This window comes from Nostoc sp. (assembly GCF_036917975.1).
Lineage (GTDB): Bacteria > Cyanobacteriota > Cyanobacteriia > Cyanobacteriales > Nostocaceae > Nostoc.
Genome location: NZ_JBALEJ010000068.1, coordinates 14,903 through 32,405, shown reverse-complemented (window position 1 = coordinate 32,405; position 17,503 = coordinate 14,903). Strand labels below are relative to the sequence as shown.

General features: G+C 37.5%; 12 protein-coding genes and 4 pseudogenes. 12 read left to right on the top strand and 4 right to left on the bottom strand.

Going from position 1 to position 17,503, the window contains the following annotated elements; genetic code table 11:
* Positions 1-344: 344 nt before the first annotated feature.
* The 3 genes and pseudogenes from V7K76_RS25340 to V7K76_RS25330 all read left to right on the top strand — a co-directional run.
* Positions 345-833 (top strand): annotated as a pseudogene (locus V7K76_RS25340) (hypothetical protein); the annotation flags it as partial.
* A gap of 5 nt (positions 834-838) precedes the next feature.
* Positions 839-1,130: pseudogene (locus tag V7K76_RS25335) on the top strand (hypothetical protein).
* A 160-nt stretch (positions 1,131-1,290) separates the two neighbouring features.
* Positions 1,291-1,884, top strand: coding sequence for a DUF1003 domain-containing protein (locus V7K76_RS25330; protein ID WP_335030158.1), 594 nt, complete (start codon positions 1,291-1,293; stop codon positions 1,882-1,884).
* Between the two features lie 64 nt (positions 1,885-1,948).
* On the opposite strand, the gene V7K76_RS25325 is transcribed toward V7K76_RS25330, so the two are convergent.
* Positions 1,949-2,374, bottom strand: coding sequence for an HAD family hydrolase (locus tag V7K76_RS25325; protein WP_335030157.1), 426 nt, complete (start codon positions 2,372-2,374; stop codon positions 1,949-1,951).
* Between the two features lie 316 nt (positions 2,375-2,690).
* A pseudogene (locus V7K76_RS25320) lies at positions 2,691-3,092 on the bottom strand (ISLre2-like element ISCst1 family transposase); the annotation flags it as partial.
* A 312-nt stretch (positions 3,093-3,404) separates the two neighbouring features.
* Between V7K76_RS25320 and V7K76_RS25315 the strand changes: the two are divergent.
* Entirely contained in the window at positions 3,405-3,833 is a 429-nt protein-coding gene (locus V7K76_RS25315) for a hypothetical protein (RefSeq protein ID WP_334779986.1), read from the top strand.
* A 12-nt stretch (positions 3,834-3,845) separates the two neighbouring features.
* A complete protein-coding gene (locus tag V7K76_RS25310; RefSeq protein WP_334779987.1) occupies positions 3,846-4,490 on the top strand; it encodes a hypothetical protein in 645 nt (214 codons plus the stop codon).
* Positions 4,491-4,566: 76 nt separating this feature from the next.
* Here the strand turns inward: V7K76_RS25310 and V7K76_RS25305 are convergent.
* Positions 4,567-5,333 (bottom strand): annotated as a pseudogene (locus V7K76_RS25305) (IS1 family transposase).
* 158 nt (positions 5,334-5,491) lie between these two features.
* Positions 5,492-5,719 carry an IS630 transposase-related protein gene (locus V7K76_RS25300; protein WP_334779988.1) on the bottom strand — a complete coding sequence of 76 codons (228 nt, stop codon included), beginning with the start codon at positions 5,717-5,719 and terminating at the stop codon, positions 5,492-5,494.
* Between the two features lie 1,021 nt (positions 5,720-6,740).
* Between V7K76_RS25300 and V7K76_RS25295 the strand changes: the two genes are divergently transcribed.
* From V7K76_RS25295 to V7K76_RS25265, 7 genes are all read left to right on the top strand, one after another.
* On the top strand, positions 6,741-8,765 hold the full coding sequence (locus V7K76_RS25295) for a polysaccharide biosynthesis protein (protein ID WP_334779989.1): 2,025 nt from the start codon (positions 6,741-6,743) through the stop codon (positions 8,763-8,765).
* A gap of 34 nt (positions 8,766-8,799) precedes the next feature.
* Positions 8,800-10,164: a murein biosynthesis integral membrane protein MurJ gene (gene murJ / locus V7K76_RS25290; protein ID WP_334779990.1), complete on the top strand. Its 1,365-nt coding sequence runs from the start codon at positions 8,800-8,802 to the stop codon at positions 10,162-10,164.
* A 213-nt stretch (positions 10,165-10,377) separates the two neighbouring features.
* The gene (locus tag V7K76_RS25285; RefSeq protein WP_335030156.1) at positions 10,378-11,685 is read left to right on the top strand and encodes an O-antigen polymerase; all 1,308 of its coding nucleotides are present in this window, start codon (positions 10,378-10,380) and stop codon (positions 11,683-11,685) included.
* Between the two features lie 207 nt (positions 11,686-11,892).
* Positions 11,893-13,035: a glycosyltransferase gene (locus V7K76_RS25280; protein ID WP_334779992.1), complete on the top strand. Its 1,143-nt coding sequence runs from the start codon at positions 11,893-11,895 to the stop codon at positions 13,033-13,035.
* A 66-nt stretch (positions 13,036-13,101) separates the two neighbouring features.
* On the top strand, positions 13,102-14,262 hold the full coding sequence (locus tag V7K76_RS25275) for a glycosyltransferase family 4 protein (RefSeq protein ID WP_334779993.1): 1,161 nt from the start codon (positions 13,102-13,104) through the stop codon (positions 14,260-14,262).
* Positions 14,263-14,280: 18 nt separating this feature from the next.
* Positions 14,281-16,230: an asparagine synthase (glutamine-hydrolyzing) gene (gene asnB / locus V7K76_RS25270; RefSeq protein ID WP_334779994.1), complete on the top strand. Its 1,950-nt coding sequence runs from the start codon at positions 14,281-14,283 to the stop codon at positions 16,228-16,230.
* A 246-nt stretch (positions 16,231-16,476) separates the two neighbouring features.
* Positions 16,477-17,487, top strand: a complete 1,011-nt coding sequence (locus V7K76_RS25265; RefSeq protein ID WP_334779995.1) for an NAD-dependent epimerase — start codon at positions 16,477-16,479, stop codon at positions 17,485-17,487.
* Positions 17,488-17,503 lie beyond the last annotated feature (16 nt).

The window sequence follows — 17,503 nt, the reverse complement described above, 5'->3', positions numbered from 1 at the left end:
AATGTGATTCAGTATATCACTCATATTTTCGTGTTAAAAAAGTTCTCATGATCTTCTTTTACCACAAAATATACTATTTTGGAGATGTCTAATCAGACGTGAAAGTAGAAGTGCTGAAAGTTGTACTAGAGGGTATGGGTGCATTGTTTGGGCATCCACTACCGAAAAAGCTAACCATTTTAGGCTTTGGCAATGGAACGACTCTCTATTCTCGTTACAACCGGGGTAAACTCCAATTCGCAATTCGCAATTCGCAATTCGCAATTCGCAATTCGCAATTCAGTGTTAGCTCTGAACACACTACTGATTTAAGATCACTGATTCAAAGAATCAGTGGGGGCTTGAGACCCATTAGTTAACAATTAAACAATTAACTTATTTCTTGTATTTAATTGCGAATTGCGAACTGCGAATTGCGAATTGTTTCTGCTTACCCCATCGGTGTAGAAGTTCTCATCGATGATATTTCCCAAAAAATGAAACATTTAAATGGGGGAAAAATCGGAGACCCATCCAAAATCCGATTTTGTCTAGAGATGGGGCATACCAGGTACAGCCGTGACATCGATATCAAAGATATATACAGCGCTTGCTTGAAAGATTGGTATGAAAAATACTTGAAAAAAGTGGTGAATCTGACACTGGATGCCAAGCACCAAGGAGATGAAATCTGGGCGATAGGTGGAGGCTGCCTCTTACCAGGATTTAAGAAGCTGTTGGAGAAAAACGGCTTCAAAATCCTGGACAATCCGGTAGAAGCCAATGTCTCTGGGCTTTTAGAGATGGCAAAGACCATTTCTGCCAAGAATCCAGCATCTACATCTATTAAGTGATCGCAATGGCAGACAAACTTGACTTAACCCCAGAAAAAGTTCGGATCAAAGATAGCTACCGTGAGCGGATATTTGCCGAATCACAGCAATTAGGTAAAAGTTACCTAGAGACGCTTTATTTTATTATTGATTGCTATTTTGCTTATCATATAGGGTGCATTTTCGACACAACAAGTGGCTTTCACGCCGACTAATACAGAAGATAACAAAGTCACATCTTGGAGTTCAACTCCATTTGCAGAGGAGGAAGAAGAAGATTCTGATGGAGAAACATTCAGCCTTGATTTTGATTTGTAACGGGAATGTATTGGCACAAGAATGCAACAGGTTTAGCACAGTAAGTTCAAGATTTGAGTTTATGATCCAATCCGACTTCAAGAATTTGAGTTTAAGCAAGCAAAGTAGGCCAGTTAATCTAATTTTTGAAAGGCACTATTAATTACAGGACATCGAAATTATGAAGCTTGGTGGCATGAATGAGGAGGAATTTGAATATTATGAAGACAATAATCCAGCACTGTCTAAAATCATACAGCGTAACATTCGGACTCTGATTCGCCTTCGACTTCAGGCTGCTAATAAACGAAATCTACAAGACCGAATTGCGGATATGATTACCTCTTTTTCAGGACATATAGTTTTTGTTTACGTACATATAGTCTGGTTTGGAGCTTGGATTGTTTTGAACACGGGAAGAATCGGCGTGCATCCGTTCGATCCATTCCCCTACGGACTATTGACAATGGTAGTATCTCTGGAAGCAATTTTTCTGTCAACATTTGTGTTAATTAGTCAAAACCGTCTGAGTGAAGAAAGTGAGTATCGAACAAACTTAAATTTACAAATTGCACTACTGACAGAGCATGAAGTCACACGAGTATTACAAATGCTTGATGCGATTCAAGACAAAATGGGCATTGATAATGATGAAGACAGTGAACTTGCAGACTTAGAAATGGAAACCAAGCCCGAAGATGTACTAACTGAAATTGAGCGGCTTCAGCAGTTAGCATTGAAGAGAAAAAAGGTGATAAAACGTCATCGCAGATAAGGATGTTTGTGCCATAGTTACTTTTACATTGAATTTTGGATTTTAAATAGTCCCCAGTCCCCGGCTATAGCAGTTGAGCAAGCTGCTGCATATCGTTAAAAACTATCTTAGCTCCTGCCTCAGCCAGAGCAGTGCGTTGGCGCAGCCCGCCGCAGGCATCGCTCTGATGGGCATAGCCAAAAACTGTCATTCCTGCCGCGTATGCTGCTTGTACACCTGTTACAGAGTCTTCAATTACAGCACAATCTTCTGGATTGGTGTTCATTTGCTCGGCTGCATAGAGATACACATCAGGAAAAGGTTTGGGGCGTGAAACATCATTAGCACTATATAACTTGCCATCAAATTTATCCAGAAGCCCCGTTAATTTCAATACCATTTGAATAGGGAGCAATGCGATTTTGTGAGGTCTGGTCAAAAACAAGCGATCGCTAAAAATTATATTTAAGTACAAGGTAATTTTATTTGCAAATAAAATACTGGTTTGCACAAAAATTCATCTTGATGAAATATCTCAAAAAGATTGCTAGCAAGTCATTTGACGATTGTTTATAAAAATATCTGTAATCAGTCTTTTATACTTAGTATGAATTATGCCAAAAAGTAAATTAAAGGCAAGATCAAAGTATAAAATGTATCAAACAGTTTGAGTTTTAAGAAAAGAGTTAAAGATAGAACCACAAAAATTATCCCAACTTCCAGCGATCCATTGACAACGCAGATGTAACAACATTTGCTGCGTTTTCTTTCAACCAAAATTTACTATTACCTTTGATTCTTAAATTGACAACTTGGCGGATTAAACTCAAAGAGCACCACTTCCAATAGGGAAGAGAAGATTTATTTTTATCCTTTTTTTCGCTGATAGTTACTAGATATGGTAATTTTAAATTAACTAGAACATTCCCAATTGTTAATATTTGTCTAGTTCGATAACCATGTCTTTGAGTTGTAGGTTGCGACCACAGTCGGGTTTGGGTCATTGCTGTGTCGAGAGCATCTTGAGATTGGGAAAGATTATATAAAAATAAGGCGATACATTGACCCGCTAAAATGAGCGCTGAGTCTCTAATTTTTTGTTCTCTTTCTTTAAAAACTTGCCCATCCCAAACACTAACATTTGTCAATTCTAAAAGTTTAGTAACCTGAATTTCAAAGTCTTTCAACGATTTGGCTAAATCCAAAGTTGCATCTATCTTTTTTTCCATTTATGTTGATATTGAGAGCTTGAAAACTACTATTAATAAGGAATTCTACCTTTTTTCGTAGTTATAAAATAATTATTGCTCACATATACCAGGGAGCAAAACAATAATGATAATCAAATCAATAAACTTTTAATCAGGGCAGCACTCCAAACGCCTGTTATAGACGTTCTTGATCAAATATTTGATTTTTTAGTATTAATACTAATTGACATGTAGCTAATATTTTTTTGTACTGAGCAAAAAGTTTAACGATCGCTTGTTTTTGACCAGACCTCACAAAATCGCATTGCTCCCCAGCTTTGGTTAGATAGCGTGGCGGCTGAACAATTCGGGGGTGCTGCCCACAAACTCGATACTAACCTCACTTACAAATCGTTTCAAAAAGCAGGGGCGGCGTTGGCTGCCCAAGGATTGTTTCAATTTGAGGAGTTGTTTGGCCGTTTGCCCTCCGGTAGACCTGGGTTGATTGGGTATCGTGTCCGTAACCTTCACGGTTATTACAATCGTTTTTACTGGGAATCATCCACGTCTGAAGAAACCAATTCTTGTGACGAGAAAGCCGTCCACGCCGGGGAGAAAACAAATGTACCCGGACGGAATGAAAAGCACCCCAAAGTGGAACAAATTCATGCTGATTTGGAATTATTCCAAAAGAATGGTCAAAAAAGTGAGGTATGCTGCGGGTTTCAAAAACCTAACAACGTTTCTAACTACCCGTTAACTACCTACCAACAACCTTAGTTGGTTGTTGGTATGGTAGTTGGTTCTGACGCGCCAACTGAAAATCCGCGTGTTGAGGAAACGGCTCATGCGCCCTTGGGGGGCGCGTCGCCTTCACATATCGAAAGCGCGTTAGAACTTGAAGAATTGCCTGTAGCAATGGACTGCACGACGCTAGCGCTTGTAGATGATGCACAGAGTCAATCTGCTTTGTTGCTGGCTGAAGATCAGGACTGTGGTGTTGAGCCGAAAGACTGTCATGAAGGTGCTTGTTCCGCCACGCCCGTCGCACAAAATGAATTTCCTTCAACTTTAGCGATCGCTAATCAAACTCAGGGGCAAGTAGAACAGGGCAATCCCACTTCGGTGTTAGTTGAGAATTCGGTTTCGGGTGGAGAAGTCAAAGCAGTTGATGAAGGTACTTGTTCCGCCGCGCCTGTTCCAAATCCTGAAAAGTGGTCACATGAGGCGATTGTTGCAAGGGCAAGTGCGCGACCGGAGCGTATGCAGAAACTGAAAGTGGCGGCGAATTCAGGGCAGAATCCGGGGTTTGAGTTTTTGCAGGAGTGCTGGAATGATGATCCGGCTTTGCAAATTGTAATCAAGAAGTTGCTGGCGAAGTTTCCGCAGTGGGGGATTGTGATTGTTGATGGGGCGTTGATAAAGTGGAATAAGTAGTAATCACTACATCAGTTTTCTTTTGTATGAAGTACAAAGCTACGGGGGTAGTGGTAAATATGTAGTGATAATAAAATTAGGCGCTACAACAAGAATTATAATGATGAATAAAATACCAGATAGCACCAATATGGTTATCTAGCTTTTTAGAGAAGGATAAAGTCTTTCTAACCAAACGAGAAATTCTTTGACGCATTGTATTATTAAAGCGTTCAATATGATTAGTCTTACCACTTTCCTTCCCTACTGCCTGATGACGTTTGTTAGGAATAACTTGTGCATAAGCAGACCAGAAATCAGTATAACAAACAGCACATTGACCGGAGGCGGAGCGTCTCCGGCTCCGCGATAAACTGGTGGTAGAGAATTCCATAATCCTCTAGCTCCATCTTCACTGCGTAGCTTGCCGCCGTAGGCATCACCTATGTAAACTCCAACTATTTCTCTAGTCTTTTTATCCAAGGCTAACCAAATCCATTTCTTATTATTTTTACTAGCTACGAATGACCAAGCCTCATCACATTCGATAGTCAATTTTCCTTTAGGTTTCTCTGAAACCTTTACCTTTTGAGGAATCTGAGTATATTTGTTATTAACGTATTTCTGTAACCAAGTTTCTGAAACAAGAGCAGCACGAGCAATCCCTGCCAGAGGTATCAATTCATATAAAAGTCGATCAATCAACTCTATCGTATCTTTACTAATAACTTTATTAGTTGGATTTTCTATAAACTGTCAATGACCGTTTTGACATTGGTATTTTGGTTTTTGATTATGAATACTGCCGTTTTTGACAGTGTGTTGAGAACCGCAATTGGGGCAAGTAGGTGCTTTGGCTGACATCGAGGCTGCAATATTCTAATTTTAAAACACTTGTACTTTATTACTTTTAACATTTTATGGCTAAACGATATATTTAGCAAATTTATCTTTGAGAGACAATTCAATCAGTCAAATAAATGTAATTCAAAATTCCAATAGCTAAAAATGAATAATTTGAGTTAGAAAATATCAGCTTTCACTACATATTTACCACTACCCAATTTTGTTGGAGTCTGCTCAGTCCGCACCTTGGGGCAAATCGTGCCCAATTCACGATCGCGTTTGAGTAAATTTTGCACAAAACTTAAGGTGACGCCAAAGTTTTTCGCCAGTTTTCGTTGGGAAATGTCACCGCAGGCATAAGCATCAACAATTTTCTGGCGCAAGTCGAGAGAGTAGGCTTTCATAGCGACCAGTTATCAGTACAATTGCTCTCTCCTAGTGTACTGCACTGGACTGATAACCGCTATACAGGTCTCAACCTAGACGAGGTTTATCATTACCTTAATTTGTCTAAACCAGCAGTGCGATTAAACATATTGTTTCTGTGATCAAGGTCACATACTTGCAAATTACTGTAACCATATTATTCTGCCTATAGGCATAAATACAGAACTCCGGTTTGATTAATGAAAAGTTGTTATGTAGTTTTACTGGACTAAAATTTTAGTTTCAGTTGTCCTTCAACTAACTATGAATTTAGTAAGCGGATGCTAGTCTAGCAACTTGACATCAGTCTGACAACCTGATATAAGTCTGTAAAAGTCTCAAGGTACGTTATGCCGCTGTCTAACCTACTATCTAAAGGCTTTAGTGCGTTAGACAGCGGCATAACGCACCCTATATATATTTTAAAAATCAAATATGATTCCTATAGTATAGGACTCCGATTTGATTTTTGAAAACATACTGAGACTGAAAAGCCTGTTTTATTAAGGTTTTATCTGAAATCTTGTTCAAAAATCATATATGAGTCCTATAGTTTTGAGAGTTAGTAGTAAGCACTTTAGTCTTTACTACCAACTTCACTACAACTCAAAATTCATGTGGCAGATCATTAGTAGTCTGCTACATGAATTTTGAGTTGTAGTGATAGATTTATTCGCTCAATTTCAAGAGCTAGCTAGAGCCATTAATAACTTTCACAATCTACTTTCACAATCCATCAGAATTAATTAGATGAACCACTAGTCTCCAGTCTGGGAGCAATGCGATTTTGTGAGGTGCTAAAACCAAGAACGGAAATAGGGTATTTCGGGATGCGTAGGCGCAGCCCGCCTTCGGCATCGCAACGAAATAAACCTGGTTTTATTGAGAATATGGCGATGTAGTTGATAATTAAACCCCGATCTCACATTTTCGCATTGCTCCCATTCCCTTCTGCCTTTCTTGATAAAAACTTTAGATGTATTAAACATTTTTACCAATATGAACTTTTTTGTTTTTACTTTTCACTCTTTATGGCAAAAGTTTGCCAGTATGTTTTTGAAAAAAATACTATTTCTGAGAAATAGGCATTTTTTCTTTTGCGATCTTGTTTTATTTTCAATAATACCTTTATTCGCTCTGATTCTACGTTTAGATACCGCTTTCTCCTTCAATGAATACATATCAGAGCTAGTAGTAGCGACAATACTATTTTTAACGGTTAAACTAACTTTATTTTGGAGTTTTGGTTTTTATACCCGTTACTGGCGCTATGCGAGTATTGAGGAGCTTACATATATAACTATGCTGATATTGGCTGCGTTAATTATCCAAGACTTGTTGTTTTATATTTCAAACTATATACCTCATCTTGATATGGATAAACTGCCACAATCGTTACCATTTATTGATGGTTTGCTTACCTTTATTTTTATTGGTGGACTACGTTTTAGTGTTCGGGCAATAGAAAGAACTAGCCATAAACAAACAATCTTGAATCCACACGAGCGGGTATTAGTCGTTGGTGCTGGTAGTGCAGGCGTTTCATTGGTGCAACAAATGCAGATAAATCCGCAGTTAGGTTTTTATCCTGTAGCCTTCATTGACGATGATCCGCAGAAATTTAATGTAAATATTCGTGGTATCCCTGTAGTAGGCGATCGCTATTACATAACTGATGTAGTGAAATATCTGCAAATCCACAAAGTAATAATTGCCATGCCAAGTGTTGCAGGGCAAGTCATTCGGGAAATTGTTGATATTTGCCAAGCAAATGGAATTCAGACTAGTACTCTACCGGGAATACATGAAATCCTCAATAGTCCTGTGCGAGTAGACAGCATTCGCGATGTACGTATTGAGGACTTACTCAGACGCGAACCTGTACAAACCGATATTAAAATAGTTGCCCAATTTATTGAAGGCAAGAAAGTATTAATTACAGGTGCCGGTGGATCAATTGGTAGCGAGCTTTGTCGTCAAATTTGCCAGTGCCGTCCAGCAGAAATTATGCTCCTGGGACACGGAGAAAACTCCGTATTCAATATCCAACAAGAACTAGAAAAAATTGTGGAAGCCATGAAAGAGGATGGCAAAGCACAACAATATACTCCTTGGATATCAAGCTTAATTGCTGATATTCGCTTTGAAGAACGAATAAATCATGTTTTTGAGCAATTCCAACCTCATGTAATTTTTCATGCTGCTGCCCACAAGCACGTCCCCCTGATGGAATTAAATTCCCCAGAAGCCATCACCAACAATGTGATTGGGACAAAAAATTTGTTGGAAATGGCTCTGCGGTACGATGTTCCACATTTTGTGATGATTTCCACAGATAAGGCAGTTAATCCCACTAATATAATGGGAGCCAGTAAAAGAGTTGCAGAAATGTTGGTGTTGCAAGCCGCAAGACAAAGCGGTAAGCCCTATGTTGCCGTGCGTTTTGGTAACGTTTTAGGAAGCCGTGGTAGCGTAGTTCCCACTTTCAAAAAACAAATTGCAGCAGGTGGCCCAGTCAAAGTTACCCATCCTGATATCTGCCGTTATTTCATGACCATTCCAGAAGCAGTACAACTCGTTTTACAAGCCGCAGTACTTGGTCGTAGTGGTGAAGTTTTAATGATGAATATGGGTAAACCAGTGAAAATAGTTGACTTAGCAAAGGAACTCATTCGTCTTTCGGGGTATGAAGTTAATAAAGACATTGAGATTGTATTTACAGGCTTGCGACCAGGCGAAAAATTATTTGAGGAATTATTTATTGAAGGAGAAGAATACGAACCTACTCAACATGAAAAATTATTAATAGTGAAGAACTCTAGTCGGACAATTCCAGTAAATATGAATTTCATTGTAGACGATTTGCGAAGAGCAGCATATAGAAATGATAGAAATTCAATTATATTTTTGCTTGAACAGCTAATCCCGGAATATAAACCTAAGTATTCAATTACTGAAAAAAATAGCTTAGATAGTAAGAAAAATATATGTGCTTATCGATCTGAAAACTTTTCCTTAAAATAGGTTGACTAAGCCTAGTATATGTTGGATTGATAATATGAAGATTTTGCAATTGTATAACTTACTTGATTACTGGAAGAAACTTACCAGTGGTTCTGTCAATCGCCGAATTTTTGGTGCGGCAATCACTGTTGCTATTGGGACGGCGTTGGTTAAAGGGGTAGCTGTTGTTAAAGAATTAGTGGTTGCCTGTAAGTTTGGTACCGGCGATGCTTTAGATGCGTTTTTAATTGCCTTACTAGTTCCTTCTTTTATTGTCAATGTAGTAGCTAATTCTTTTAATGCTGCCCTCATCCCTACCTATATTCGGGTAAGAGAGCAAGAAGGACAAAAGGCAGCTCAAAAACTTTTTTCTGGAATTATAGTCTGGAGTTTAACTCTGCTGGGAATTACGACGATATTAATGATAGTAGGTGCGCCCTTATATCTACCATTGATTGCTACAGGCTTCAGTTCTGAGAAGTTAAACCTGACTATGAAGATGCTATATACAATGGCACCGATTGTTTTGCTGAGTGGAATTATTACTATCTGGAGTTCTGTTTTGAACGCAGGAGAAAAATTTGTCCTAGCAGCTCTTTCTCCTGCCTCGACTTCAATAATTACCATCAGTTTTCTGCTAGCATTCAGTTCGTTAGGAAGCTTTGCTCTTGTAGCAGGTCTAGTTGGTGGTGCAGTGCTGGAAATCCTATTATTGGGAGTCGCACTTCATCGACAAGGTATTTCATTGCGTCCAAAATGGTACGGATTTGACCCTCATCTGCGTGAGGTAGCTGGCCAATATATCCCAATGATTGCTGGTTCATTTTTAATGTGCAGTACTGGTCTAGTCGATCAATCAATGGCCGCTATGTTGTCACCAGGAAGTGTCGCAGCTTTGAACTACGGAAATCGGGTGATTGCTTTGCCTATTACCTTAGCTAGCACTGCATTAAGCGCAGCCGTTATTCCCTATTTTTCCAAAATGGTTGCCCATCAAGATTGGAAAAGTATCCGTCATACACTTAGGCACTATTTGAAAATTATCTTTATAGTGACTGTGCCAGTATCGCTGCTCTTTATTATCTTTTCTGAACAAATCGTTGAATTACTTTTCCAAAGAGGGTCTTTCACAGCTAATGATACTCACTTAGTTTCTAACATCCAGTTCTATTTCGCTTTTCAGATTCCTTTTTACGTTGCCAATATTTTGGTAGTAAGGCTAATTTCAGCTATGCGACTTAACCAGATATTAATGCAAGTTTCTGGAGTAAACTTCATAATCAATATCGTATTAAATTATCTGTTTATTCAATGGATGGGAATTAGCGGTATTGCTTTGTCTACAAGTTGTGTCTATTTATTTTGCTTTCTCCATATATTTATTCGTGCCAAAATAAGGCTAAAAAATATAGTTGATTAAGTAAATAATTAAGATAAATTACATTATTTGGCGAAATATTTTATTAAAGTATTTTTAGAGAGTTTATAATCAAAACATAAATAAATGTAAGAAGCGTAGGCTTTCTAAAAGAATATAATCATCTAGATAGGATTGGAAATGCTAGTTTTAGTTTACTTAGTTTTGTCATCTATAATATTGTTTCTAGAGATAATTAGGAAGAAAGAGACCATAATGGATTTTCTAACTCTTTTTAATATTTATTATTTTTTATTCTATGCACTACCTGGTTTGCTTCTGGCTATCGATCTGAAAAATGCAATAACTTTAGACCATTGGTCTAATATGAGGTTTAATACAAACAATGTAGAAACAGCTTTTGCAATTTTCATTGGCTACTTCCTTATAATTGGTAGCTTTTATTCTAAATTAGCTAAAAAATCTGGTCAAAATATTATTATTAAATTTCGTCAAAGTTCAACTATTTATATTTATGCAATTTTTTTATGTTTATTTGCCATTTTGGCTCTATATATAGCTACTCTAGCTTTTGGCGGTATTTCTACAGCCATAGCAAAATCATCAGCCTTTCGTGCTGGTGAGGAATCTAATGGCGATTTTGGATTTTTTACTAGGTTTTTATCAGCTGCCACTTTTTCTTGTTATATTCTCTTAGCCTACGTATCCACCAAAAATTATGGTGAATGGCGATTCCCTAAATTATTCTGGTTTCTTGTTTCATTTATTACTACATTTCTAGGCTTTTTAACAAAGGCTGGACGTTTTAATATTATTGCTTTTTTGTTGGGATTTTATCAGATTTATGTTTTAAGGAATAGAAAAATTCCTTGGATAACTGGTATGATTTTGATTGTTGTAATGTCTTTATTCCTGTTGTATGGAAAATCTTTTTTTGCTAGTCTCTCTGCTCTGCCCAATGGTTTAGATGCAGTTATAGAATTATTTAATGACCTGAATAGAAGTGGAGATAGGGAAGGATTTAATTTTTATGAATTTATGAATAACTTTTATTTCCCATTATTTTCGCTAGATACAGCATTAACTAAAAATGGTTACGATCTGCGTTGGTTTTCAGACATAATTTATGGATTTCTTTCCTTAATTCCAAAGGTTTTTTTGGGTGGAGTAAAGTCGCCTCCATCAATACTTTATTATAACAGTGTGTACATTTTAGGCCCATTTGATGCTGAAGGAGCTGCGGTACCAACTGGTATTCTTGCTTTTGGTATATATAGTATGTCTTGGCTTGGACTGATTCTGATCTGCTTAATTTATGGCTGGATAGGTGGTTTTTTACAAACTATACTAAATAAATATCTTAATAGCATTTTTTGGATGCCACATTTTTATACTATAGTTGCTCAACTATGGTCAAATTTTATGACTTCTGACCCTGAAACATTCTTGCAAAGTCAGTTTATGATATTAATATCATGCTGCTTTTTATTCTTGATTGGATGCAAATTTTATACTAATAAACCAGTCCGAAAATATTTTTATCAAAAAGATTATACTGATTAAAGATAAATAAACAGCGATTTTATCCAATTTTTATTTAATTGATTGATTTAGACATTATGGGTTATCATTACAGATCGCTAGAATTCCCAGATTATATTCTGAATATGAAATAGATTTTTCCTAAAAAAATTACGAAAGTTTATTGAATTAAAAAAAATTGTTCATTACTTTAGTCTCTACCTGTAAAAAATATTTATTTTCAAAATCATGACAAAAAAGAAAATTGTATTTATTATTCGTGATCTTGGTTATGGAGGTGCTCAGAGACAATTAGTGACGCTAGTAAAAGATTTTGACAAAGAGAAATTTGATGTAATGGTTTTACACTTTTATTCGGGTGGTCATTTAGAGAAGGATCTAAAAGAGAGGAATATCCCAGTTATATCTTTAGAAAAGCAGGGACGTTGGGATTTACTAGGCTTTTGTTGGCGTTTAACTCGTCAACTAAAACAGATAAAACCCGATTTGTTACATACATATATGGGAGAATCAAATATAATTGCTATATTGTTAAAACCATTTTTTCCAGGGATTCCAATAATTTGGGGAATGCGTGTGTCCCAGTCTCCTGCTAATTCTGTTGATTGGCTGGGGAATATACTTAATAAATTAGAGAGTCTTTTATCTCATACTGTTGACTTAATAATTGTCAATTCTCATGCTGGGAAAGAAGATTGTTTGAGTTATGGATTTCCTGCTGAAAAAATGGTCGTAGTGTCGAATGGTATTGACACTGAACATTTTAAACCTGAACGAGAACTTGGTGTCAAAGTCCGAGGAGAATGGGGAATTTCAGAAACCCAGATTTTGATTGGTTTAGTGGGGCGAATATATCCTCAAAAAGATTATCCCAACTTCCTCCAGGCAGCAGCACTACTTTGCAAAGAGTACCAAGATTTACGTTTTGTTTGTGTGGGCACTGGTCCCGACAATAATTATGTCCAAGAACTGTATCACCTCGCTGAGGGACTGGGTATCTCAAAGAGAGTTATTTGGGCGGGAGCGCGTGGAGATATGCGTGCAGTACATAATGCTCTTGATATCGCTATTTCAGCTTCTGCTTTTGGTGAAGGTTTTGGTAATACTATCGGAGAGGCTATGGCTTGTGGTGTACCCTGCGTAGTTACAGATGTAGGAGATTCAGCCTGGATTGTTGGAGATAGTGGTGTAGTTGTACCCCCTCATGATTCAAAGGCTTTAGCTGTCGGAATGAAGCGATTAATTGAATTAAATTATCACGAGAGAATAGCCTTGCAAGAAAAAGCTAGAAGGAAAATTGTTGAATGTTTTAGTGTTGATAATTTGGTAGGTACGACAATGTTACATTGTTTACAGATTTTAAGTAATTAGAATCAAAAAATCATCACTAATATTTTGGGTTTCTTTATATCTTTTAATGCGGTAATAAGTGGACTAATGAATAACAAAACTGACAAAATTTTGATATGTCACTTAACTACAGGACTTAATATTGGTGGGGCTGAAACGATGCTCTGTAGCCTTCTATCTAAGAGTAATAGAGAGATTTTTAGTCCGATTGTCATTTCTCTAATGGATCGTGGCATATTTGGCGATCGCATTGAAAGTTTAGGTATTCCTGTCCATTCAATCGGCATGAAGCAAGGAGTACCAACACCTGCTACATTACTGCGATTATTTCAGACTATACGTTGCTTAAAACCCGATTTAATTCAAGGGTGGATGTATCATGGCAACCTCGCAGCTTTCCTCGCGGGTTTATTTTTATTACGAAAGGTTCCCATTTTTTGGGGTATCCACTTTTCTATTAGTTCATTAAATTCTGAGAAATTGATGACACAAGCAATTATTAGAATCGGTGCAACTATTTCTAATTTTGTATATCAAAATGTATTTGTATCAAAAAATAGTAGGATGCAACACGAAGAGATGGGATATTCATCCCTAAAGAGTTGTGTGATTCCTAATGGATTTGATACTTCAGTTTTTAAACCATTTCCCGAAGGAAGATTAAAATTAAGACATGAATTAGGATTATCAGAAGAAACAATTTTAATTGGGCTATTTGCACGTTATAACCCAATGAAAGACCATGCTAATTTTCTAAACGCGGCGAAATTGTTACATCAGAATTTTTCCCAAGTTCACTTTGTGCTTGCAGGAACGAATGTAGATGAAAAAAATAAAACCTTGCAAGACTTAATTCAGGAGTTAGAAATTGTTTCGCAAGTTCATTTACTGGGAGAACGCCAAGATATTCCCTATATTACATCTGCATTAGATATTTTTTCTCTTTCTTCTGCATTTGGTGAAGCATTTCCTTTAGCCATAGGAGAAGCGATGTGTTGTGGTGTTCCTTGTGTAGTTACTGATGTTGGTGATTCAGCTTGGATTGTTGGTGATACTGGAAAAGTTGTACCTCCAAAAAATCCGCAGTTACTAGCTAATGCTTTCAAAGAGTTAATAAATTTAGGATATGAAGGCAGAGAAATATTAGGAAAAGCAGCTAGAGAACGAGTGATAAATTTATTTTCTCTAGATTCAGTCGTACATCAATACGAGAGTTTATATACAACTTGTTTGGGTTATAAAAACTAGAACTAGAGGTTAATAATAATGTGCGGCATTACTGGTTTTTGGGACATATCTAGACAAATGAGTAACGATTATCTACCGATAATTGTACAGCGAATGTCAAAGTCATTAATTCATCGTGGCCCCGATGATGCTGGAAGTTGGGTTGATGAAGAGGTCGGAATTGCTCTAGGACACCGACGATTATCTATAGTAGACCTTTCACCAGAAGGACATCAACCGATGATATCTACTGATGGTCGGTATGTAATTGTTTTTAATGGTGAAGTTTATAATTTCCCGGAATTAAGAAAGCAGTTACAAACTCTTGGATATAGCTTTCGCGGTCATTCCGACACGGAGGTAATGTTATCTAGTTTTTGCGAATGGGGAGTTTTAGAAGCAACCAAACGTTTTAATGGGATGTTTGCTTTTGCACTGTGGGACAAAGCAGAACGTATTTTACATTTGGGACGCGATCGCATTGGCGAAAAGCCACTATATTATGGTTGGTGCGGTCATACTTTTATATTTGCCTCAGAATTAAAAGCTTTCAAAGTCCACCCTGATTTTCAGCCAGAAATCAACCGCGATGCTTTAGCTACATTCCTACGTTTTTCTCATATTCCTGCACCTTACTCGATCTATAAAGGTATTTACAAATTACCACCAGCGACACTTTTGAGTTATAATGGTGCAAGAAATGTGCATCCAGAAGTAGTGCCTTATTGGTCAGCGAAAAAAGCTGCTGAATCTGGTGTTTCCCATCCTTTTACTGGTTCAGAAACTCAAGCTATCGAAGAACTTGATAGATTACTCAAAGATGCGATCGCAATGCGAATGGTGGCAGATGTTCCTTTGGGTGCTTTTCTGTCAGGAGGTATAGACTCTTCAACTGTTGTAGCTTTAATGCAGGTTCAAAGTCAGCAACCTGTGAAAACTTTCAGCATCGGTTTTCACGAACAAGATTACAATGAAGCTCAATATGCTAAAGCTGTGGCACAGCACTTGGGTACAGACCATACAGAACTTTATGTAACCGCAAATGAAGCACTCGCAGTTATACCCAAAGTACCAAGTTTATATGACGAACCCTTTGCTGATCCTTCCCAATTTCCCACATTTTTAGTATCTCAACTTGCTAGAAATGATGTCACCGTCAGTCTTTCTGGTGATGGGGGTGATGAATTATTTGCTGGATATGATCGCTATTTTTGGGGACGCACTATTTGGCAGAAAACAAACTGGATACCGCACACAGTTCGTCATTCTACAGCAAAAGCTTTAACAAGCATTTCTCCCCAGACTTGGAATCAAAGTTTTGCAGCTGTAAATACGATGTTACCAGCAAAGCTCAAAGTAGCAGCTTGCGGCGATAAATTACATAAGTTAGCAAGTATCTTATCATTTACCAATCTCGATACTATCTATGCCAGTTTGGTATCCCATTGGCAAGCACCAGAGGAAGTTGTCATTGGTAGTTCCGAACTCAGTACAGTTTTGAGCGATCGCAATTTATGGGCAAGTCTACCAGATTTTGTAGAAGGTATGATGTACTTAGATTTAATCAGCTACTTACCAGATAACATCTTGGTAAAAGTAGATCGTGCCAGTATGGGTGTGAGTCTCGAAGGTCGCATACCTTTTCTAGACCACCGTGTTGTGGAATTTGCTTGGCAAATCCCTTTATCAATGAAAATACGTGGTAATCAAAGCAAGTGGTTGTTACGACAGGTGCTGTATAAGTACATACCCAAAGAATTAATCGAGCGTCCAAAAATGGGCTTCAGTATTCCGATTGGTAGCTGGTTGCGTGGATCTTTAAGAGAGTGGGCAGAAGATTTACTTGATGAATCTCGATTGCGACGAGAAGGATATTTTAATCCTCGACCAATTCGGCAAAAGTGGCACGAACACCAAAGTGGCAATTTCAATTGGGAATATTATCTTTGGAATGTATTGATGTTCCAAGCTTGGTTAGCTGAAAACTAAGTAGAGAATTAGAAATAGGTAAATAAATAATCTAACTGATACCTATTAAATAATATAGGACTAATCTTTGATTTCTGGAAAAATAAGTACACATATATTTCGTTCTTTACTGTTGCCTCAGAATTAGTAATCGAGATTGGCAAACTCTCCTTTTTGAAAGGGGATGCAAAGACATTTAGTCCAAATTAAAACAGATAGTTAGATACACAAACATTTTTTAATTAGAGTTTATAGGAATAAAAAGTGATGGTCAAAGTTTTAGTCACAGGTGCAGCCGGCTTCATTGGATTTCATCTCAGTCAACGGTTACTAATTTCAGGAAGCGAAGTCATTGGGCTAGATAATCTCAATGATTACTATGATGTAAATCTCAAAAAAGCTCGGCTAGCCAAGTTGCAGGATCACCCAAATTTTAAATTTTACAAGCTCGATTTGGCTGACCGTGAAGGTATGGCTGCGCTATTTGCCCAAGAGTGCTTAGATTTAGTCGTTAACTTGGCCGCACAGCCTGGAGTCCGCTACTCACTCAAAAATCCTTATGCCTATATAGATAGTAATCTAGTAGGTTTCATCAACGTTTTAGAAGGTTGTCGTCACTCAAAAGTCAAGCATTTAGTCTTTGCTTCATCTAGTTCAGTCTACGGTGCAAATACGAAAGTGCCGTTTTCTGTACATGATAAGGTAGATTACCCAGTCAGTTTGTATGCTGCGACTAAGAAAGCCAACGAGTTAATGGCTCATACTTATAGCCACTTGTATGGTATACCAACTACTGGACTCCGCTTTTTTACAGTTTATGGACCGTGGGGTCGTCCTGATATGGCACCATTTTTATTTACCAAAGCAATTTTGGCAGGGAATCCAATTGATGTCTTTAATTACGGTGAAATGTGTCGAGATTTTACCTATATTGACGACATCATTGAAGGTATTATCCGTGTAATGGATAAAATACCTGAGCCAAATTCCACCTTGTCAGGAGATGGTTCTAACTCAGAAACTAGTAATTCTGCCTACAAGCTTTATAATATTGGTAATCATCAATCTGTGGAATTAATGCGCTTCATCGAAGTGATGGAAAACTGTTTGGGGATGAAAGCAGAGAAAAATCTACTCCCTATGCAACCTGGAGATATCCCTGTCACCTATGCAGATGTTGACGATCTTGCAAGAGATGTGGACTTTAGACCAAATACACCCATTGAAGTAGGAGTTGAACGTTTTGTCAGTTGGTATCGTTCTTACTACCAAGTTTGAATATCAAAAGATAAAC

Bases quoted from the DNA above. Each gene is read 5' to 3' on its own strand.
- V7K76_RS25330 (WP_335030158.1), top strand. From the start codon at position 1,291: ATGAAGCTTGGTGGCATGAATGAGGAGGAATTTGAATATTATGAAGAC.
- V7K76_RS25310 (WP_334779987.1), top strand. From the start codon at position 3,846: ATGGTAGTTGGTTCTGACGCGCCAACTGAAAATCCGCGTGTTGAGGAA.
- V7K76_RS25300 (WP_334779988.1), bottom strand. From the start codon at position 5,719: ATGAAAGCCTACTCTCTCGACTTGCGCCAGAAAATTGTTGATGCTTAT.
- V7K76_RS25295 (WP_334779989.1), top strand. From the start codon at position 6,741: ATGAACTTTTTTGTTTTTACTTTTCACTCTTTATGGCAAAAGTTTGCC.
- murJ (WP_334779990.1), top strand. From the start codon at position 8,800: ATGAAGATTTTGCAATTGTATAACTTACTTGATTACTGGAAGAAACTT.
- V7K76_RS25285 (WP_335030156.1), top strand. From the start codon at position 10,378: ATGGATTTTCTAACTCTTTTTAATATTTATTATTTTTTATTCTATGCA.
- V7K76_RS25280 (WP_334779992.1), top strand. From the start codon at position 11,893: ATGACAAAAAAGAAAATTGTATTTATTATTCGTGATCTTGGTTATGGA.
- V7K76_RS25275 (WP_334779993.1), top strand. From the start codon at position 13,102: ATGAATAACAAAACTGACAAAATTTTGATATGTCACTTAACTACAGGA.
- asnB (WP_334779994.1), top strand. From the start codon at position 14,281: ATGTGCGGCATTACTGGTTTTTGGGACATATCTAGACAAATGAGTAAC.
- V7K76_RS25265 (WP_334779995.1), top strand. From the start codon at position 16,477: ATGGTCAAAGTTTTAGTCACAGGTGCAGCCGGCTTCATTGGATTTCAT.